General features: G+C 73.3%; 14 protein-coding genes and 1 pseudogene. 8 read left to right on the top strand and 7 right to left on the bottom strand.

The features are described from left to right. Nucleotides 1–62: 62 nt before the first annotated feature. Complete coding sequence (locus ACZ3TI_RS13410) at nucleotides 63–920, bottom strand: sterol desaturase family protein (protein ID WP_465726334.1); 858 nt, start codon at nucleotides 918–920, stop codon at nucleotides 63–65. A 265-nt stretch (nucleotides 921–1,185) separates the two neighbouring features. Then, a complete protein-coding gene (locus ACZ3TI_RS13405; protein WP_465726333.1) occupies nucleotides 1,186–1,563 on the bottom strand; it encodes a hypothetical protein in 378 nt (125 codons plus the stop codon). 33 nt (nucleotides 1,564–1,596) lie between these two features. Here ACZ3TI_RS13405 and ACZ3TI_RS13400 point away from each other — a divergent pair. The 5 genes and pseudogenes from ACZ3TI_RS13400 to ACZ3TI_RS13380 all read left to right on the top strand — a co-directional run. Continuing rightward, nucleotides 1,597–2,219 (top strand): annotated as a pseudogene (locus ACZ3TI_RS13400) (carbohydrate-binding protein); the annotation flags it as partial. A 364-nt stretch (nucleotides 2,220–2,583) separates the two neighbouring features. Further along, nucleotides 2,584–3,822: a cytochrome P450 gene (locus tag ACZ3TI_RS13395; RefSeq protein ID WP_465726332.1), complete on the top strand. Its 1,239-nt coding sequence runs from the start codon at nucleotides 2,584–2,586 to the stop codon at nucleotides 3,820–3,822. A 145-nt stretch (nucleotides 3,823–3,967) separates the two neighbouring features. Beyond that, complete coding sequence (locus tag ACZ3TI_RS13390) at nucleotides 3,968–4,474, top strand: carboxymuconolactone decarboxylase family protein (protein WP_465726331.1); 507 nt, start codon at nucleotides 3,968–3,970, stop codon at nucleotides 4,472–4,474. Between the two features lie 191 nt (nucleotides 4,475–4,665). Continuing rightward, nucleotides 4,666–6,411 (top strand): penicillin-binding transpeptidase domain-containing protein, encoded by a 1,746-nt coding sequence (locus ACZ3TI_RS13385; RefSeq protein ID WP_465726330.1) that lies wholly within the window; start codon nucleotides 4,666–4,668, stop codon nucleotides 6,409–6,411. Nucleotides 6,412–6,608: 197 nt separating this feature from the next. Continuing rightward, entirely contained in the window at nucleotides 6,609–7,745 is a 1,137-nt protein-coding gene (locus tag ACZ3TI_RS13380) for a hypothetical protein (protein WP_465726329.1), read from the top strand. A gap of 157 nt (nucleotides 7,746–7,902) precedes the next feature. Here ACZ3TI_RS13380 and ACZ3TI_RS13375 read toward each other — a convergent pair whose 3' ends face one another. Then, nucleotides 7,903–9,189, bottom strand: a complete 1,287-nt coding sequence (locus ACZ3TI_RS13375) for an FAD-dependent monooxygenase (protein ID WP_465726328.1) — start codon at nucleotides 9,187–9,189, stop codon at nucleotides 7,903–7,905. 314 nt (nucleotides 9,190–9,503) lie between these two features. Between ACZ3TI_RS13375 and ACZ3TI_RS13370 the strand changes: the two genes are divergently transcribed. After that, a complete protein-coding gene (locus ACZ3TI_RS13370) occupies nucleotides 9,504–10,073 on the top strand; it encodes a hypothetical protein (protein WP_465726327.1) in 570 nt (189 codons plus the stop codon). Between the two features lie 181 nt (nucleotides 10,074–10,254). Here the strand turns inward: ACZ3TI_RS13370 and ACZ3TI_RS13365 are convergent, their stop codons facing one another. The 4 genes from ACZ3TI_RS13365 to ACZ3TI_RS13350 all read right to left on the bottom strand — a co-directional run bounded on the left by ACZ3TI_RS13365 (nucleotide 10,255) and on the right by ACZ3TI_RS13350 (nucleotide 16,547). Beyond that, complete coding sequence (locus ACZ3TI_RS13365) at nucleotides 10,255–11,385, bottom strand: nucleotide disphospho-sugar-binding domain-containing protein (RefSeq protein WP_465726326.1); 1,131 nt, start codon at nucleotides 11,383–11,385, stop codon at nucleotides 10,255–10,257. 34 nt (nucleotides 11,386–11,419) lie between these two features. Further along, the gene (locus ACZ3TI_RS13360; RefSeq protein WP_465726325.1) at nucleotides 11,420–12,775 is read right to left on the bottom strand and encodes an ATP-grasp domain-containing protein; all 1,356 of its coding nucleotides are present in this window, start codon (nucleotides 12,773–12,775) and stop codon (nucleotides 11,420–11,422) included. 187 nt (nucleotides 12,776–12,962) lie between these two features. Further along, nucleotides 12,963–15,020 carry a PEP/pyruvate-binding domain-containing protein gene (locus ACZ3TI_RS13355; protein WP_465726324.1) on the bottom strand — a complete coding sequence of 686 codons (2,058 nt, stop codon included), beginning with the start codon at nucleotides 15,018–15,020 and terminating at the stop codon, nucleotides 12,963–12,965. 303 nt (nucleotides 15,021–15,323) lie between these two features. Further along, nucleotides 15,324–16,547 (bottom strand): GlxA family transcriptional regulator, encoded by a 1,224-nt coding sequence (locus tag ACZ3TI_RS13350; protein WP_465726351.1) that lies wholly within the window; start codon nucleotides 16,545–16,547, stop codon nucleotides 15,324–15,326. Between the two features lie 100 nt (nucleotides 16,548–16,647). Here ACZ3TI_RS13350 and ACZ3TI_RS13345 point away from each other — a divergent pair, with 100 nt between their 5' ends. Further along, on the top strand, nucleotides 16,648–17,592 hold the full coding sequence (locus ACZ3TI_RS13345) for an NADP-dependent oxidoreductase (RefSeq protein ID WP_465726323.1): 945 nt from the start codon (nucleotides 16,648–16,650) through the stop codon (nucleotides 17,590–17,592). A gap of 174 nt (nucleotides 17,593–17,766) precedes the next feature. Then, entirely contained in the window at nucleotides 17,767–19,149 is a 1,383-nt protein-coding gene (locus ACZ3TI_RS13340; RefSeq protein WP_465726322.1) for an MFS transporter, read from the top strand. Nucleotides 19,150–19,211 lie beyond the last annotated feature (62 nt).

The raw sequence follows: 19,211 nt of genomic DNA, 5'->3' as shown, positions 1-19,211 counted from the left end.
GAGGGTGATGGGCGTGGCGCCGGGGACACGGAAAAGTAGGGGGCGGCTGCGCGGAAGGAGAGTCAGACCGACGGCTCGGTGGTCTCGGCCCGGCGCCAGGGGTGCAGCAGGGTGGCGCCGAATTCGCCGGTCGTGGGGAACGCGGCCGGATCGGCGAGACCGACGGCGGTGGGCACTCGGCCGGGCCGCCAGGTGAAACTCCCGAACACGTGGTCCCACAGGGAGAGGTCGGAGGAGTAGTGGCCGGCTTCGGCGAGGTCGGTACTGTGGTGCAGGCGGTGGAGCTCCGGCCCGGCCAGGACGTGGCCGAGCGGCCCCAGGTGGACGTCGATGTTGGCGTGGACGAAATACCCCTGGGCCATGACGAATATTCCGACCACGAACACTGAATTCGCCGAGAATCCGAGCAAAGCCAGCGAGAGTTGGACCATGGACTGCGCGGCGAGGACGTCCAGGAAATGGTTCACGCCGTTGTTCGCGACGTTCACCTTGTCCGGGACGTGGTGCACGCCGTGCAGCCGCCAGAGCCACCGGTTCCGGTGCGACCAGCGGTGCACGAGGTAGTCGCCGAGCGAGCCGACCAGCAGCGCGAGCGGGATCTCCACCGCGAAGGGCAGCGCCGGCTGCGCCGGGCCGAGCAGTTCCACCAGCGCCGTCACCAGCCCCTGGGCCAGTGCGCCGCCGACCATGCTCAGCACGAAGTAGACGCTGTACCAACCGAGTTCGCGACGGCTCGGATGCCATTCGGTCCGATACGGGATCACCCGCTCCAGCACTGCCAGGTATCCGATAACCGCGATCAGGACGATCGGGGAGACCCGGTCGGGCGCCCAGTGGAAGTGCAGGGTCGCGACGGCAGTGCACAGCACGCCCAGCAGCAGGAGCGGATGGGCGAGCCGGCGTGCAATGGCGAGCAGCACGCGCCCCCCGTTCTTCGCGGACTAACGACTGGAAACGTCCTCGACTCTAGCGGGAGCCAATGATCGGGGCAGTCATTCGACGTGCTAACGCCATGAATGACCCGATCGGCGGACGATACGCGCACGAAGTTGACGCTCGAACGGCGTGAAAGGGGCGCATTGCGCCGCGGGGGCGGGAGTTGGCGTGGGTGCGGCAGCGTCACACCACCGGGTGAGCGCGGTCGAGCGCCCCGCCCGCGCGCCCGCGCGGAGCCGTCGCTCCTCCTCAGGCGCGGACCAGCTCCGCCAACCGGTCGGCGGCGCGCGGGGCGTGTGCCGCGAGGCGGTCGCGCAGCCCGCGCAGCTCGTACGCGACCAGAGCCGGGAGAGCGGACGCGGGGATGCCCCCCAGGGCCGGCGCGAGGAGTTCGACGGCGGTGCGCGGATCGTGCGCACAGACGTGGCAGTCGGCCGCCCGGACGATGAACAGCAGTCGGCTGGCGGGGAGTTGGGTCGGGCCGAGCAGGCCGATCGCGGTCTCGGTGGCGTGCAGCGCCCGACGGGCCAGCCGGGGGTCGTCCTCGGCGGCGGCGAGGTCGCGCAGCGCTGCGGCCGCGGCGGACTCCACCCGCATCCGCATCGAGGCGATGGAGAGCCAGGGCACCTCGACCTCGTCCTGCTCGCCGATGTGGTCCTCTCGGCGCAGGCGGCCAAGTGGGGCGGCACGGCGGGCCGTTCCTACGACTCCTGCTACCACCGGTCCTGCGACACCACGAGCAACGTCGACGCCACCGTGCTCAACCGCAGCGCCGACGGCGTGGCCTACACCATCTGGAAGACCTCGGTCGGCGGCAGCACCCCCGCCAACGACTTCTCCGTCTCGGTGAACCCGGCCACCGCCACCGTCAAGCCCGGTGAGACCGCCACGGCGACGGTCGCCACCGCGACCACCTCCGGCTCGGCCCAGACGGTCAACCTGACCGCCTCGGGCGCCCCGGCCGGCGTCACCGTCTCCTTCAGTCCCTCCTCGGTGCAGTCCGGCGGCTCCGCGACGGTCACCATCGCGACCGCCGCCTCCACCGGGCCGGCACCTACAGCATCAGCCTGACCGGGACCGGCTCCGCCACCCACAGCACCAGCTTCTCGCTGGTCGTGGGCAACGGGAACCCCAACCCCGGCGGCACCTGGTCGCCCGGCACCACGTACCAGGCGGGTGACACCGTGACCTACAACGGCGTCACCTACGTCTGCCTCCAGGGCCACACCGCCCAGGTCGGCTGGGAGCCGCCGATCGTCCCGGCGCTGTGGCAGCCGGTGTGACCGCAGCGTCCTGACGCCACGTGAAGCCGCTGCGCCGCGGTCCGTCGAGGGGGACGGACCGCGGCGCAGCCGTGTGCCGGGAGGCCGGGCGGGAGGTCAGCCGGCGTGGAAGGCCACCCGGACGTCGGCGCCGACCGGGAGCACCAGCAGGTCGTCCGATGGTGCGGGTCCCGGGCACTGCCTTCTCCCGTCCGCGCAGCGAGCAGGGGCCGGTCGGCCCCGCCGCACGGCACCCGTTCGCATACGGTTCGGCGCCCCCGCTCCAGCCGGGCCCGCCACCCGGTCGGAGCAGCCCGACCGACCGTCGCTCTGGCATAGAGTCCTCGGAGCGAACGCCCCGTCAGCTGTTCGGAGGAGAAGACCCGTGACCACGGACACCCGCCCGGTACCCGAACTCGCCCCCGAGGCCGTCGAGCAGTGGCAGGCCGAGGAGGCCGAGCTCGTCGAGCTGCTGGCCCGGGCGCAGCGCGGGGTCGGCGGCCTCGCGGCGTTCCGGCTCGGACCGACGCCGACGGTCCTGGTCACCGACCCGGCGGCGGTGCAGCACGTCCTCGGCCGTCACCCGGACCGCTACGTCAAGCGCTCGCACCGCGCGCGGATGCTCGTCGGGGACGGCGTGCTGTCCGCCACCGGGGACGCCTGGAAGCGCCAACGGCGGCTGCTGCAGTCGCAGTTCACCGGCACCGGGATGCGCCGGTACGAGCAGCGGATCCTCGCGGCGGCGCGCCGGACCGCCGAGCGCTGGGAGGGGTACCGGCGCAGCGGGGAGACCTTCGACGTCGGCGAGGAGATGCGGCGCTTCGCCCTGGACACCGTCTGGCGGGCACTCACCGGGCTGCCGCTGGACGACCGGACGGACCGCGAACTGCGCGCGGTGGAGCGGGTGGTGGCCGCCATGCCGAAGCTGCCGACCGACGCGGCGGACGCCCGGGACGCGGTCGCCGGGGACCTGGCGCTGGTCGACGCCGTGGCGCACGCCGCCATCGACGTGGCGCGGTCGCCCCGCCCGGTGGAGGAGCCGGGCCTGCTCCGGGTGCTGCTGGACGCGGGCGAGCAACACCCCGAGTACACCGACACGTTGATCCGCGACGAGCTGGTCACCCTGCTCGTCGCCGGGCACGAGACCACCGCCACCACGCTCACCTGGCTCTTCCTGCTGCTCGACGACCACCCCGAGGCCCGGACGGCCGACCCGCAGGCGCTGGTGAGCGAGACCCTGCGGCTCTACCCCTCCGCCTGGCTGCTCCCCCGGCACGCCGTCGAGGACGACGTCATCGCCGGGCACCGCGTCGCCGCCGGGACGGACGTGCTGGTCTGCCCGTACCTCACCCACCGCGACCCGGCCCTGTGGCCCGACCCCGAGCGCTTCGACCCGGCCCGCTTCGCCCCGGGCGCGGAGCGCCCGGGACACCTCGGCGCGTACGTCCCCTTCGGCCTCGGCGCCCGCGCCTGCCTGGGCACCCAGTTCGCCCTCCGGGAGACCACGGCACTGCTGGAACTCCTGCTGCCGATGGGCGAGTTGGAGTTCCGCGCCAAGCCGGAGGGCGCGGCCTACAGCATCACCGTACGGCCGAACGGGCCGACGCCCGCCGTCCTGCGCTGAGCGGGCTCGGGCCGGGGCGTCCGGCGATCGGGAGCACGTGTGCGGGGCGCGCTGTCACAACGGCGCGCCGCGATCCGTCGGGGAAGTGACAGCACCGCCGATCGCACGGACCGGCGGTGATCCCGTTGCCGAGAGGAACACCACGATGACCACCCGATCGATCACCACCGAGATCCCGCTGCGCCCCCGCTTGGTCCAGGACCCGGTGCAGCTCGTCCCCGAGCTCGCCGAGGTCTCGGCCGCCCTGTTCAAGGCCACCGGCAATCGCTCGGTGCCCCGCACCACCATCAGCCTGGTCCAGCTGCGGGCGGGCCAGCTCGCCGCGAATACCTACCTGACCGTTCTGCACACCGGGTTCCTCCGCAAGGCGGGCGAGAGCGAGGAGCGGATCACCTCCGTGTCCTCCTGGCAGGACTCGCCGTACTTCACCGCCCCCGAACGCGCCGCCCTCGCCCTGGTCGAGGCCGTCCTGCGGCCCGACCCGCACGGCGAACGCGTCTCCGACGCGCTGTACGCCGAGGTCGCCGAGCACTACGAGGAGAAGGCCCTCGCGACCCTGATGATCGCCATCGGGCAGGTCAACTTCTTCACCGCCATCGCCCTGATCGCCAAGCCCGTCCCGGGCCGTTCCTTCACCGACCCCTGGGCCTGACGGCGCCGGTCACCGGAGTGCCCGCCGGGCGGATCCCGCCCGGCGGGTGCTCCCGCTGTCGACCGATCGCCGCTCTGCGCATAGGCTGGTCCGCGCTCGAACGGATCATCGACTGACCGTCCGGGTAGCGGGCCGGGTTGCCGGAGGGGGCGGGGCCCGCGGAACTCGCAGTTCGCAGGGGGGACAGAGAGATGCGCGAAGAGCAGGAACCCGACGGGTACGCCGGGTACACCGAGCTCGACGAGAACGACGTCGAATTCGAGGACGAGGAGCGGGCCCCGCGCCGTTCGGGCGCGCGGCGGGCCGTGCTGATCGCCGCGGGCGGGGTGTTCGCCGTACTGCTGGCGGTCGGCGGGTACGGCCTCTACAACATCGTGAACGCCGTGACGGACCGCGGCTCGCCGGGCGGCGACAGCAGCGGCCAGCAGGGATCCGAGACCACGGCGAAGGCCCCGCAGGAGCCGCCGACCGCCGAGCAGGCCGCGTCGGTGGCGAAGGACTTCCTGGCGGCCTGGGGCCGCGGGGACGTCACCGCCGCCTCCGCGCTGACGGACCGGCCGGAGACCGCCCGCGCCGCGCTGACCGTGTTCCGCGACAACGTGCCGACCCGCGCGCTCGCGCTGACCGGGACGGGCCCCGCGCCGTCCGGCACGCCGAGCGAGCCGGCCGTCGGCTTCCGGGTGAAGGCCGAGTTCGAGGGCGCGACCGGCGCCTGGGAGTACGACAGCGCGCTCAGCGTCGTCCGCGCCCAGGACGGCAGGGCCGTCGTGCACTGGGCACCGGCCGTGCTCCACCCCCACCTCACCCAGGGCGGGGCGATCTCCGTGAAGACGCTGCCCGACCCGGTGTCCAAGCCGACCGACCGCAACGGCAAGTCCCTTGAGGGGTTCCCGTCGCTGGCCGCCGTGCTGCCCAAGATCGCCCCCGCCGACGGCGCGACCGTCGTCAACGGGCGGGCCGTCGTGGTCTCGGCAGCCGGGAAGGCGCCCGAGCAGCTGTTCGTGCTGACCCCGCCGAGCGCGCCGCAGGTCAAGCTCACGCTGGACGCCGACCTCCAGCAGGTCGCCGAGGAGGCGATCAAGCAGCAGGCGGCGGGCGGCAAGCCGGCCTCGCTGGTGGCCATCGAGCCGAGCACCGGGAACATCCTCGCGATGGCCTACTCGCCGAGCGGGTACAACCGCGCCGTCTCGGCCGGCCAGCCGCCCGGCTCCACGATGAAGGTGATCACCTCGGCGGCCCTGCTGCAGGCGGGCGGCGTGACGCCGGACACCGTGGTGCCCTGCAAGGAGACCACCAAATCCCCGCGCCCGTGGCACAACGACGAGCCGGGCGACTTCCCCTCGTACACGCTCACCGACGACTTCAGCCACTCCTGCAACACCGGCTTCATCGACAAGGGCCTGGAGAAGCTGCAGCCCGGCGCGCTCACCAAGGTGGCCCGCGACCAGTTCGGCCTCGGCCTGGAGTGGCACATCGGCATCGACAGCCGGGACGCCACCATCCCGGTGCCGGGGAACAAGGACGAGGCGGCCGCCGAGTACATCGGCCAGGGCAAGATCCAGGTCAACGCGCTGGCGATGGCCTCGGTCGCCGCCACCGTACAGAGCGGAACGTTCCGCCAACCCGTCCTGCGGGAGGACGCCAAGCGCGTGACGGCGCCCGGCAAGCTCCCCGCCGACGTCGCCCGGGACCTGCGCGCCATGATGGCCAGGACCGCCACCCAGGGCACCGCCCGCGCCCCGATGTCCGGCCTCTCCGGCCAGATCGGCGCCAAGACCGGCACCGTCGAGGCGGCCAACAGCCAGGCCACCAACAGCTGGTTCATCGCCTACCGGGGCGACCTCGCCGTCGCCGCCGAGGTCGAGGGCGGCGGCCACGGCAACAGCGCGGCCGGCGTGGCGGCGGCCCAGGTCCTCAAGGCGGGCGGCAAGGGCTGACGCCGGCCCCGCCGACCGACCGCAGAGGCGCGGTCGGTCGGCGGAGCCGTCGCGGTCGGCTGTACCGCCTGTGTCGCCCGTACCGCCCGTACCGCCTGTGTCGCTCGGGTAGCCGGATCGGAAAATCGCTTGCGGACTCGGAGTCGGGGTGCCACCATCGGCGCCGTGATCACGAGAATCGAGCCCACCGACCGCTGGTGAGCGCGGCATCCGGGCCCTGGTCGCCCGATACCCGGACCAGCCTGTACGACCACGCCGTACGCCTGCACCGACTGACGCCGGACGGGCCGCTGCCGCGCGACGGGAAGCCCTACCCGGACACCGGGCCGGACGGCGGCCGACCACGCCCCGGGCCACCGGACGACCTGCGGACCGCAGGCGTCCCCGTCGCCCGCGTCCTGGACGCGCACTTCGCTCAGCCGTCCGCCCCACCCCGGGAGCTGGCAGATGCGTTCCACGACGTCCACATCCCGATCCACCCCGACCAGGACATCGCCGCTGCCGCCCACCGGTGCCCCGACGCCTGGCGTGTCCGGCGCACCGGGCGGTGGCTCGTGCGCCACGGGAGCGACGAGTACGCCGTCGCGGTCGGACTGGCGCTGCTCGCCGAGGTCGGCGCGCCGGACGACATCCCGCTGATCCGGACCATCGGGCTGCTGTCCGCGACCTTCGGCCCGCTCGCGGCGCACGCGCTCGAACGGCTCGACGGCGGTGCGGCACACCTGCTCTGGCTGGCCGACCGGGTGGCGGGCTGGGGACGGGTCTACGTCGTCGAGGCGCTCTGCCGGCTCGACGACCCGGCCACCCGCCCGTGGCTGCTGCGCAAAGCGATCGACGGCGACTTCCTCAACGGCTACTTCGCCGGCCGCGTCGCCACGGCCGCCCGACTGCACGAGGCGGTCCCGGAGTTCGGGCAGGACCTCGAACTGCTCGACCACACCGGGCGGTTGCTGCAGATGCTGACGCAGAGCTCCGGCATGGGAATGTCCCTGCGCCACTACCCCCATGCCGCCACCGTCCTGACCGCCCACGCCCGCCACGCCGGCGACCCGCCGCCGACCGTCGAACGCTTCTGCGTCGTGGCGTCGCTGGCACTGCACCTGGCCACCGAATCCCCCGAGTACTCCGGCTGCACCCCCGCCCAGCGCGACGCCGTCCTCACCGCCTACCTCTCCCTCCTCGACCGCGAGGACTGGTGCCGGACGGCCCGCGCCGCCCTGGCCGCGCGGAACAGGTTCCTCCTGTGGTTCGCGGACTTCAGCCGGTCCAGGCTGCGCCTGCGGGTGTTCGAGGAATGGCAGCCGGCCACCGGCGCTGCCGGCGAGGACGACTGAGGACGCCGCCGCGCCGGTGACGACGCTGTGGTGGGCCGACGGCGAGGAGCTGCTGGGCCGGATCGCGATCCGGCACCGGCTGACGCCGGGACTCGCAGCTGACGCTCCCTACGCGTACGCGCTGCGGACCGGCCTCAGCGCGGGCGGCGGCGGTCCGTCAGTAGTCGGGCAGGTCGAAGACGGTGGCGGCCCGGAAGGCGGTCTCCATCTCCGGGCCGGGACGGTCGAAGCCCGTGGTGCCCTGTGTGCCGCCGTCCTCCGTGCCGCCGTCCATGGCGGGCGCGTCCGCATCCGTGTCCGCGTCCGCGGGCCTGGCGCGGCCTCCGTAGATCCCTGCGGTCAGGTCGAGGATGGCCTGGTTGGCCGCCACGTGGTCGCGCAGCCTCCGCTCGTAGGCGGGGAAGGCGGTGCGGTGGTCGCCGGCCGCCGCGTGCAGTTCGCCGGCCAGGACGTAGGCGGCGGTCAGGGCCACGCTGGTGCCCTGGCCGGTGAACGGTGAGCAGCAGTAGCCCGCGTCGCCGAGCAGGGCGACGCGGTCGTGGGACCAGCGGTCCATCCGTATCTGGGCGACGACGTCGTAGTGGAAGGCGTCCGTCTCCCACATCCCCCGCAGGAAGCGCGGCATCTCCCAGCCCAGGTGGGCGCAGCGCTCGGCGACCAGCTTGCGCTGCTCGGCGCGGTCCCGGGGCAGCATCCGGTCGAGCGGCTCGTCGGTGGTGAAGCCGACGAAGACGCGCAGTTCGCTGTTGTCGCGGACGGTCATCACCAGGCTGCTCCACCCGGTGTCGGACTGCTGGACGACCTCCCAGCGGTCGAGGTCGAGATGGTTGGGGATGCTCCAGCCGGCGATGTAGGTGCCGATGGAGTGCAGGTAGTCGCTCTCGGGGCCGAAGACCAGGCGGCGGGTGTTGGAGTGCAGGCCGTCGGCGCCCACGACGAGGTCGAAGGACTGCTCGGTGCCGCTGCGGAACCGGACCTGGACGCCGTCCCCGTACTGGACGAGGGTGTCGACCGAGTCGTCGAAGCGGTACTCGACGCCGGGCCCGGCCGCTCCCACGATCAGCTCCGCGAGTTCGTCGCGCAGGATCTCCACGTCGGGGCCGTCGACGGGCCCGCCGCTGGCCGTCCACTCGGTGGTGCGGCTCAGCTCCCGGCCGTCCCCGTCCACCAGGGACATCCCGCGCAGGCCGGTCCTGCGGGCCCGGACCTCCTCCAGCAGCCCCATCCGCTCGACCACCTGCAGGGCGTTGCCGCGGATGTCCACCGCCTGTCCGCCCCCGCGCAGCGCCGGGGCACGCTCGACGACGGTGACGCGGAAGCCGTACCGCTCCAGCCAGTAGGCGAGGGCGGTCCCGGCGATCCCGGCCCCGGAGACCAGGACCGAGCTCGGGCGCGCGCTGCCCCTGTTCGAGGGGGCGCTGTTCGGCATGGTGTCGTTCGACACGGTGGACCTCCCGTGGGTCGTTGATGCTGCCGTGCACCACCCTGCGGCCCACCACCCACAGCCCACGAACAGACCGCTCACACCACCGACACCCCACCGGCACCCCGCTGACAGAGCGCCGGGCGTGGCCCTGCGCGGCGGGGTGGTGGGGTGTGGTGCGAAGTGCTCGGGGTGGCGGCCGAGTTCGCGGGGCGGTCCGGGCTGTCCGACCCCGGGTTCCTCGGGGCGGTGTGGCGTGGCCCCCCCGGCGGGCCCGGCATCGGATGGCGTAGTACTTCTCGCGCCGCGTTTGGGGGTTGAGAAGACTGGCGAGCGTGTCCTCCACCGTGAACGCCGGAACCTCCCTCCACGAGCGGGTCCTTGTCGGTGCGCTGCGGGCTCGGGCCTCGCGCGGCGGACTGACCGCCGAGGCCGTGGTCCTCGCCCAGGGGCGCCTCCAGGCCCCGTCCGCCTGGCCCGCCGGGCTGCCGCGGCGCGGCAACGGCGGCGCCGCCTTCCCCAACGCCTGGCGCATCGCCCGCAGGTCGGCCGCCCTGACGTACGTCGAGGGCTACGTGATCGAGGCGGACGGTACGGTGACCCGCCACGCCTGGTGCATCGACGGGCACGGCCGCGCCCTCGACCCGACCTGGCCCGACGGGCGCGCCCGCGCCTACGCCGGGATCGGCATGGCACTGGGCTGGGTCGCCGCCGTCCAGCAGCGCACCTGCACCCGGACGCGGTTCTCCGGCGTGCTGGACGCCGCGGTCCAGCACGCCAGGGACGCCGACCGGGTCCTGACGTACGGGGTCCCGGTCGAGGCCCTCGTCACGCTCGGTCGGGCCCTGCCGGAAGGGGCGCCGCACCGACCCCCGGTGGCCGCGGACGCCGACCTGGTCGCATGAGAGCCCGGCCGGCGGGGTGTGAGCACCGGAGGATCGGCGTCCAAGTCGGCCGTGAAGCCGGGGAGTTCGATGGGACAGACAGACCTCTGGGCCCGCAGCCCGGCACGGCGACGCCGCAACCGGAAGCGCGCTCCGGCCAGGCCCCGGAGCGCGATCCCCCCTTGTCCGTCCTCGTCCGGCCTCAGCCGGCGAGGGTCACGAGCTTCTCCGCCACCTCGACCGGGCTCGGCATCGTCGCGATCTCGGCGCTGACCTCGCGGGCGGCGCGGGCCAGGGCGGGGTCGGTGAGCAGGCGGTCCAGCAGGGCCGGGCCGATCTCCTCGGCGCGGGCGCTGAGGCCGGCGCCGCGGTCGCGGACGGCGTCGGCGTTGATGAAGCGGTCGGAGCCGTCGGGCAGGACGAGTTGCGGGATGCCCGCGTCCAGGGCGGCGAGGGCGGTGCCGCTGCCGCCGTGGTGGATCGCGGCGGCGCAGGTGCCGAGCAGGGCTCGCCAGGGCACCCAGCCGTACGGGTGGACGTTGTCGGGCACGGTGCCGAGCGTGTCGAGGTCGAGGTCGCCGGTGGCCAGGACGAAGTCGGCGTCGATGTCGGCGGCTGCCGCGATCACCCGCTCGATCCTGGTCAGGCCGTCGGTCTTGGGCGGCACGGTGCCCAGGGTGACCGCGACCCGCGGGCGGTCGGCGGGTGCGGCCAGGGCTTCGGGGAGGGCGTCGCCGCCGTTGTAGGCGACGGGCCGCAGCATGCAGCCGTACGGCTCCGGCCCGGCCATGCTCGGCGGGGCGAGGTCGACGGTCTCCGCCGGCTCGGGCAGCGGGTCGATGCCGTGCCGGGCGAAGGTGTCCGCCATCTCGGCGAGCATCAGCGACCGCAGTCCGGGGGTGCGGACGAACCCGAGGTCGTGCTGGACGGCGGGCACGCCGAGGACGCTCGCCGCGAGCAGGGCGACCGGGAACTGGTAGTCGTACACCACCAGGTCCGGCCGCCACCGCGCGGCGAGTTCGACGGCGTCGTCGGCGACCGCACTGTTGACGTGGGCGGCGAGGGGGACGAAGGCCTCGCGGTCGGCCGAGTTGGTCTCGACGACCCGCTGCATCAGGTCGGGCCGCTTGGTGCGGCCGGCCTCCCTGATCACCACGCGCCAGTCCACGCCCGGGGAGAGCGGCAGGTACGGCAGCCCGGAGGCGGCGACCGGTTCACCGCCGTCCATCGAGGTCACCGCGACCTCGTGGCCGAGCTCGCGCATCGCCCTGGCCAGCGGGACCAGCGGGAAGAGATGGCCGACGCCGGGCACGCCGGCGAACAGTACACGCATCGAAGAACCTCAGCAGGGAAGGGAAGACAAGCGGTCAGCCGGCGGCGCGGTGCAGGGCGGCTTCCAGGCCGTTCAGCACCGCGTTGCAGTCGCGCTGCAGGGTGTGGGCGTCGACGGCGCTCAGCAGGTAGACCCCGAGCCAGTTGCGCGAGCCCGCGGAGGGATCGAAGGCGGGCACCGGCTGTCCGGCGGGCATGGCGAAGGCGGGGACGGCCTCGATGGTGCTGCCCGGGGACAGCAGGCTCTGCCAGTCGACGGCCTCCGGGTTCCAGACCGGCCGGGTGCGCCAGGGCACGCCGAAGGCGTCGGCCGGGACGACGGCCACCGAGGCGGCGGCCCGGACCCCGTCGGTGAGCATGGCCTCGGGGTAGTCGACCCGCTCGCCCAGCAGCTGCCGGACCAGCATGCCGATCGGGTCGAGCCCGAACACCTCGTGGACCTGCCGGGTCGTCAGCAGGCCGCCGAACCGGGCGGCGGTCTCGATGACCACCAGCTCGCCGTCCTTCATCAGCTTGAGCTCGGTGTGGGTGCCGCAGTTCTCCAGCCCCAGCGCGTCGACGGCCTGCCGGGAGACCTCCTCGATCCGGCGCTGCAGCGGCACCGCCATGACGGAGGGCGAGGTGCTGGCGACCTCGACGAAGGACGGCACGGTCGGCAGCTTGGCGGTGATGGCCAGCGGACGGTAGACGCCGTCCGCGACGATCCCCTCCACGCTCACGTAGTCGCCGTAGCCGGGCTCCTCGTACCAGCCCTCGGTGGAGCCCTGGGCGATCTCCTCGACGAGGCGGTCCCGGTCGGTGTCCGGGGCGTAGAGCTCGTTCATGCCGACCCGGCTGCCGGCCTGGAGTCCGCGCTCGATCTCGCCCCAGGCCGGGGCGGCGTCCTCGACGGAGTCCAGCACGATCTGGGCGACCGAGCCGGCGCCCCAGGCAGGCTTGAGCAGCAGCGGGGGCGTGAAGTCGGTCAGCGCGGCCTGCAGGTCCGCGAGGCTGTCGACCCGGCGGAACCCGGGGATCGGCACCCCGGCGGCGGCCCACGCCTCGCGCATCAGCCGCTTGTCGCGGGCGCGGACGATGCCCTCGCCCGGGCCGGCCAGGCCGAGCCGGCGCGCGGCGTGCGCGACGGCCAGCACCGCGAACTCGGAGAGCGTCAGCACCGCGTCGGCCCCGATGGCCTTCGCGTACTCCACGATCAGCTCGACCAGTTCGTCGCCGCGCGGCGCCTCGGGGACGAGTTCGATGCTGGTACAGCTGGGCCGCCACACGTCCTCGGCGGTGGTGGGCAGCGGCGCCAGCGCGAGGACGTGCAGCTCCCCGCAGGCGGCGATGCGCGGGAAGGCGTACTCGAGCGGGGCTCCGCCCTTGACGTAGACGTACAGGATCCGGTTCACGGTGCTTTCTCCTGAGGGAAGTTCACTGGGCCCGGGGCACGGTCGGCTCCGGGCACGCGTCGGCCCGGGCACGCGTCGGCCCGACCCGCACTCGGCGGGGGTGTCGCGTACGGCGTCGTCGCGTACGGCGGCGTCGTCGCGTCACGGCCGGTGCGGCACGGGCCGGCGTCGTGGCAGGCGTCCGGTGTCAGCCGGCGGTGCGGAAGGGGCGCAGCTGCAGCAGGCTGATGCATTCGCCCTCGATCGCCCACTCGATGTCGACCGGGGCCGCGTAGCTCTCGTCGGGCGAGAAGTGGGACTGCAGCAGTCGGCTGATCAGCGCCAGCCGGCCCACGAGCTCCTTGGTCCCGGCGTCCAGGTCGGTGCCGGCGGTGCCGAGCGAGACCGTACGGCTGCCGCCCTCCATGGTGTTGCACAGGTACTGGAGCGGGGCGCCCTCGCCGGTGACCACCTCGGTCACCGAGCGCGGCGAGATGTTGAGGTAGACGTCGCGGAAGTCCTGCGGGCTCAGCGGGTTGCAGGTGACCAGGACGCCACCGACGGTGGAGCCGACCTGCTCCTGGATCACTACGCCCATGCGGCAGTGGTCCAGCGGGATGCCCGCCTGGTGCCGCAGCCGTACCGCGCGCGGCGAGAGCAGCGAGGCCCAGACCTCCCGTACCGCGTCGAGGACCGCGTCCGTGCCGCTGACGTGCGCGACCGACTCGTAGAGCCCGGCGGCGGAGAAGCCGGACAGGTCCTCGGCGTTGGAGGAGCTGCGGACGACCAGCTCGGCCGCGCCGTACAGGTGGCGGTCGAGCGCCCGGTCGAGCTCGGTGCGGACCGGGTCGGGCAGCGGGGTGGTGCGGATCAGTCGCTGCGCTTCGAGGCACAGCTCGTCGGTTTCCGAACTCCCTCCCAGGAGCGCGGAGTCGAGCCGGCCGAGGGCGACCCGGAGCTCTGTCGAGGAGTCCAGGAAGCGCTGCTGGAGCGAGAACGGCAGCACGATCCCGCGCGGCACCCGGGCGTGCTCCTTGACCAGGTGCTGCGCGGCGGCGGCCAGTTCGGTGTCGTCCGCGTCCTCGGGGAGGCCGAGCTGCCGGGCGAGGTAGCGCAGCAGGTTGTCCCGGGGCGGCCGGGGGACGCGGTAGAAGCCGAGCCAGCGTGCTGAGCCGTGCTGCAGTAGGTGGGTGAGTTCGCCGAGGTTGGCGGCCTTGGTGCCGAACCGCACGTGGTCGCCCGCGCGCAGGTCGGTCAGCGGGGTGACGGGCGTCGGCGTGAGGTCGGGCCGGTCCACGGTGACGGGTTCGGCCTGTGGCGCGGGCGCCGGCCGGTCGCCGTCGGTTCGCGGCGGCGCGGCTTCGAGGTGGAGGTCGCCGCTGTCGGTCTCGACCCGGTAGCGCACCCACTGCCCGGACAGCCCGGCGCGGTCGATCCGCTCGACGGCGCCGATGCCGACGGCGTTGGGGATCCGCCACCCGGCGGCCATCACGTTGATGTGGGAGAGCGGGGTGGTGTGCTCGGTGTGGATGATGCCGGACACCCGGGGGACGTCCTCGGGCACCCGGGGCATCACCACGATGTCGTGCCACTCCAGCGGCTCCGGGTCGGCCCGGTACTCCTCCTCCGAGCGGAACACCCGCAGCCGGCCGTGGGCCTCCCCGGGGTTCAGCGGCACGAACGCGGCCGTGGAGTACAGCTCGTGGGACAGCACGCGCGGGATCTCGCTCTCCGGGATCGCCGCGACGTAGCCCTCCTGCTGGTGGTTGGCCGGCTTGAGCAGCAGCGGCAGCGACGGGTCGATGTGCCCGCGCACCCGGTGGTAGAAGGAGCGCAGCATGTCCTGGGACATGGTGTCGACGTCGACGGTCTCCAGGGAGAGGAACGGGCCCTCTTCCCGGCCGCTGTCCGGCATGCCGGTCGTGCGCGTACCGCTGCCCCCGGTTCCGCTGCCGGTGTGCAGGGCGAGAGTGCCGAGCTGGAAACGGCGGTCGGGATTCCGGTAGACATCGTCGTTGAACGAATCAAGCCCGCGCGCGAGTTCGTCGATCGTCATGCCGAGAATCTCGCACGCGATGTAACGGACGTGGAGCATGCCGTCCGCACTGTCGATGAAGTGCAGCACGGACTCTGCTCGGTCGAGCACGATCTTCACATAGGGGTAGCCGCCGACGGTTCCGGCGAGCTGGGAGAACTCCTGGATGGTGAGCTTTTCGCCGGTGAGGCGGGGCCGCGTGGTCGCATCGTTGCGATCCGAACGGGTCATGCGCACAGTTCAGCCATTCGTCATCGTGTACACAATCGGTGTGCACCAGGTCAGAAGGTGGTACGGCTGCACACACACTGCCATCAAATCCGAACTCCTGACGAACAATCAGGCGATATCTGGCCACTACGCAGTGTTTCGGCCACAAATTTTGCCATCGCCGAAACCATGGCGACAGCCAGAGCTGTGGCAGAAGTCACAAGGCAAAGGCACACGACCCGACCGCGGGCCGGAAATACGCCTGAAATGTTGATCCCTGTACAACTCGAAACGGAATCAACCCCATTCAGATATGTGTCATGTTCACGAACTGGCCGTCGGCGCGGGCCCGGCAGGGGCTTCCCCGAGGGATCCGGGTCGGCTGACCGGGTCGGCGTGGCCGGGGGCGGCCCGGCCCTGGAAGGTGCGGCGGTAGGCGGCGGGTGAGACGCCGATGGCGGCGCCGAGGTGTTGGCGCAGGGAGGAGGCGCTGCCGAAGCCCGCGTGCTCGGCGACGCGGTCGACCGGCAGGTCACTGGACTCCAGTAGCCTGCGGGCGAGTTCGAGGCGTTGGGTGGTGAGCCACTGGCCGGGGGTCTGACCGGTCTCGGCGAGGAAGCGGCGGCTGAAGGTGCGCACGCTCATGCCCGCCCGGGCGGCCAGCTCGGCCAGCTGGATGGGCTGGTGGAGCCGACGCAGGGCCCATTCGCGGGCGGCGGCGGTGTCGCTGCCGGTCGCGGCGGGAACGGGTCGGGCGATGTACTGGGCCTGTCCGCCGTCGCGCCAGGGCGGGACGACGCACAGCCGGGCAACCTGGTTGGCGACCTCGCTGCCGTGGTCCTGGCGGATCAGGTGCAGGCAGAGGTCCATCCCGGCGGCGGCACCGGCCGAGGTGAGGACGTCGCCGTCGTCCACCCAGAGCACGTCGGGGTCGAGCGGGGTCCGCGGGTACAGCGCGCGGAAGCGTTCGGCGTGCGCCCAGTGCGTGGTGGCGGGCCGGCCGTCGAGCAGGCCGGCGGCGGCCAGGACGAAGGAGGCCGTGCAGATCGACACCAGCCGGGTGCCGGGCCGGAGCAGGGCCAGCGCGGCGGCGACCGGCTCGGTGAGCGGGTCGGTGAGCGGGTCGGTGAGCGGGTCGGTGAGCGGGTCGGTGAGCGGGTGGCCGAGTGAATCGGCGGCCGGAGCGGTGGGCCCCGCGGTGCGTCGGCCGCCGGTGCCGACCGGGTCCTCGACGGCCGCGACGACCAGGGTGTCGGCGGTGGCGATCACGCTCGCGTCGTGCCGGACGGTGATCGAGAAGTCCTCGCAGGTCTGCACCGGCCTGCCGTCCGTGCTGCAGGTGACCACCTCGTAGAGCCGCTCGCGGTCCGGGCCGAAGGCGAGGCCGAACGCCTTGGCGGGGATGCCGAGTTCGTAGGGGACGACGCCGGGGAGGGCGAGGACGACGACGCGGTGCCGGGCTCCTTGCCCGGTCCCGTGCCGCACTCGCTGCCTGGCTTCCTGCACCGCTGCCTGCGTGGCTCGCTGGGTGGCTCGCTGCATGGCCAGATCCTCTCACTGCTTGGCGATCTGGCCACTCGTTTCGGGTGATCGGCGGCCCCAGGCTGGTGCTCGCTGACAGACCGCGAACGAGTCGGGGAGTGGACCGATGGTGGAGAAGATGCTGGCCGTGGCCTTCGAGGAGCCGGGCGGGCCGGAGGTGCTCAAGGTCGTGGAACGGGAGCGACCGGTCCCCGGTCCGACGGAGATCCTGGTCCGGGTGCACGCCGCCGGGGTCAACCCGGTGGACTGGAAGACCCGGGCGGTCGGCGCCCTGTACGTCCCCGGGGACGGCATCCTCGGCTGGGACGTCTCGGGCGTGGTGGAGGCCGTCGGCCTCGGTGTGACGCTCTTCCGGCCCGGCGACGAGGTGTACGGCATGCCGGACTTCCCGCGGATGGTCGGCTGCTACGCGCAGTACGTGGCGGCACCCGCGCGCCACTTCGCCCCCAAGCCGGCCGGACTCGACCACGTGCGGGCGGCGGCCCTGCCACTGGCCGCGCTGACGGCCTGGCAGGCCCTGGTGGACATGGCGGACCTGCGGCGGGGGCAGCGCGTCCTGGTGCACGCCGCGGCGGGGGGCGTGGGGCACCTGGCGGTGCAGATCGCCAAGGCGTACGGCGGGTACGTCATCGGCACCGCCCGCGCGGACAAGCACGCCTTCGTACGGGGGCTGGGCGCGGACGAGGTGATCGACTACACCGCGCTCGACTTCGCCGCGGCGGTCTCCGACGTGGACGTGGTGATCGATCCGATCGCCGGGGACTACCAGGAGCGCTCGCTGTCGGTCCTCCGCGACGGCGGCACGCTGATCACCCTCCCGGCCCGCGAGACCGCGGCGCTCGCCTCGGCAGCGGCGGCACGCTCCGTCCGCTCGGGCTTCATGGTGGTCGAGCCCGACCGGCGGGCGCTGCTGGCCGTCACGGAACTGGTCGAGACCGGCCGGCTGAAGGTCCACGTCGACGCCGTCTTCCCGCTGGCGGACGCCGCCGCGGCGCACGCGCTCGGCGAGACCGGCAGGACCACGGGGAAGCTGGTGCTCACCGTGGACTGAGGGAACCCGCCCGCCGACCATCCCGGGTCCGCGCACGGCCGGACCCGGCCCCGACACACACAGAGGTCTCCCATCGTGGCAAGCACTCAGCGAACAGCCCACCCGTCGGCACCGGAGGCGGGAACTGCAGAGGCGGGAACCGCCGCGCGAGCGGGCGCCGTTCCGTGGACGACGATGGCGGTCGTCCTGGCCGCCCTGTTCATGGCCGTCCTGGACTCGTTCATCGTGGTGGTCGCCGACCCCGCGATCGAAGCGGACCTGCGCGCCTCCGCCGGCGACGTCCAGTGGATCCTGGCGGGCTACCAGCTGGCGTACGCGGTCTTCATCATCACCGCCACCCGCCTGGCCGACCTGTACGGCCGCAAACGGATCTTCCTCCTCGGGGTGGCCCTGTTCACCCTCGCCTCGGTCGGCTGCGCGCTGTCGCCGAACGCCGGCAGCCTGATCGCCGCGCGGGTCGTCCAGGGCCTGGGCGCGGCCCTGATGGTCCCCCAGGTGTTCGCCTACGTCACGGTGCTGGTGCCGGCGGCGCGGCGGCACAGCGTGTACGGCGTGCTCGGCATCGTCATGGGTGCGGCCACCGTGGGCGGACAGCTCATCGGCGGACTGCTGATCGGCGCCGACCTCTTCGGCTCCGGCTGGCGCCTGGTGTTCTGGGTGAACGTGCCGATCGGGATCGCCCTGCTCCTGCTCGCCGTACGACACGTGCCGAGGACGGGCGCGACCGCCGCCCGCGGGCTGGACCTGCCCGGCGTCCTGGTGCTCAGCGCGGCCCTCTTCCTCCTGGTGTTCCCGCTGATCCAGGGGCAGGAGGCGGGCCGGCCCTGGTGGGTCTGGGCCTGCTTCGCGGGCAGCGCGGCCGCCTTCGGCCTGTTCGTCGCGATCGAGCGGGGCCTGGAACGGCGGGGCGGGGACCCACTGGTGCCGCCGGCGCTGTTCAGGCAGCGCTCGTTCTCGCTCGGGATCGTCCTCGTCCTCGCCCTGTACGCGCTGATCTACTCGTACTACCTGGCGCTGTCGGTGACGATGCAGCAGGGCCTCGGCCTGTCGTCGCTCGGCGCGGGGTTGGTCTACGCGCCCGCGGCCACCTCGTTCTTCGTGTTCAGCCTGGTGGCGAGCCGGACCGTTCCGAGGTACGGGCGGCGCGTGCTGGAGATCGGGGCGGTCGTGATGGCGAGCGGCTACCTGGCGGCCGGACTCCTGCTGGTGTCCGGCCCGCGGATCACCCCGCTGCTGGTGGTCCCCGTCCTCGTCCTGCAGAGCGTCGGCGGTGGACTGGTGATCACACCGGCGCTCAACACGGTGCTGAGCCGCGTCGAGCCGGCGTCGGCGGGCGTCGCCTCGGGGGTCCTGTCCACGGCGCAGCAGTGCGGCGGGGCCCTGGGGGTCGCCGTCATCGGGGCGCTCTTCTTCGGCTCGTTCCGTCCCGCGGAGGTCGGCAGCGTCGCCGCCGCCGGGCACGCCTTCGCGGTCGCCTCCTTCGGGGTGTTCGTCATCGCGGTCGTCGCGGGCGTCGTCGTCTTCCTGTTGCCGAAGGCACCGGCGGCCCAGGCCTGAGGGCCGGGCGAGGGCCGCCGGTCACGGCGAGGCAGGTCGTCATGGCACCGTCGGCAGTCCCG

The sequence above is a fragment of the Kitasatospora sp. NPDC023120 genome (genome assembly GCF_055560835.1).
The sequence above is the reverse complement of the archived record's forward strand: the minus strand, read 5'-3'. Positions and strand labels throughout refer to the sequence as shown.

What these genes read in the sequence shown, in the direction of transcription:
- ACZ3TI_RS13390 (WP_465726331.1), top strand. Translation starts at nt 3,968, where the DNA reads ATGACCACCCGATCGATCACCACCGAGATCCCGCTGCGCCCCCGCTTG.
- ACZ3TI_RS13385 (WP_465726330.1), top strand. Translation starts at nt 4,666, where the DNA reads ATGCGCGAAGAGCAGGAACCCGACGGGTACGCCGGGTACACCGAGCTC.
- ACZ3TI_RS13365 (WP_465726326.1), bottom strand. Translation starts at nt 11,385, where the DNA reads ATGCGTGTACTGTTCGCCGGCGTGCCCGGCGTCGGCCATCTCTTCCCG.
- ACZ3TI_RS13355 (WP_465726324.1), bottom strand. Translation starts at nt 15,020, where the DNA reads ATGACCCGTTCGGATCGCAACGATGCGACCACGCGGCCCCGCCTCACC.
- ACZ3TI_RS13345 (WP_465726323.1), top strand. Translation starts at nt 16,648, where the DNA reads ATGGTGGAGAAGATGCTGGCCGTGGCCTTCGAGGAGCCGGGCGGGCCG.
- ACZ3TI_RS13340 (WP_465726322.1), top strand. Translation starts at nt 17,767, where the DNA reads ATGGCGGTCGTCCTGGCCGCCCTGTTCATGGCCGTCCTGGACTCGTTC.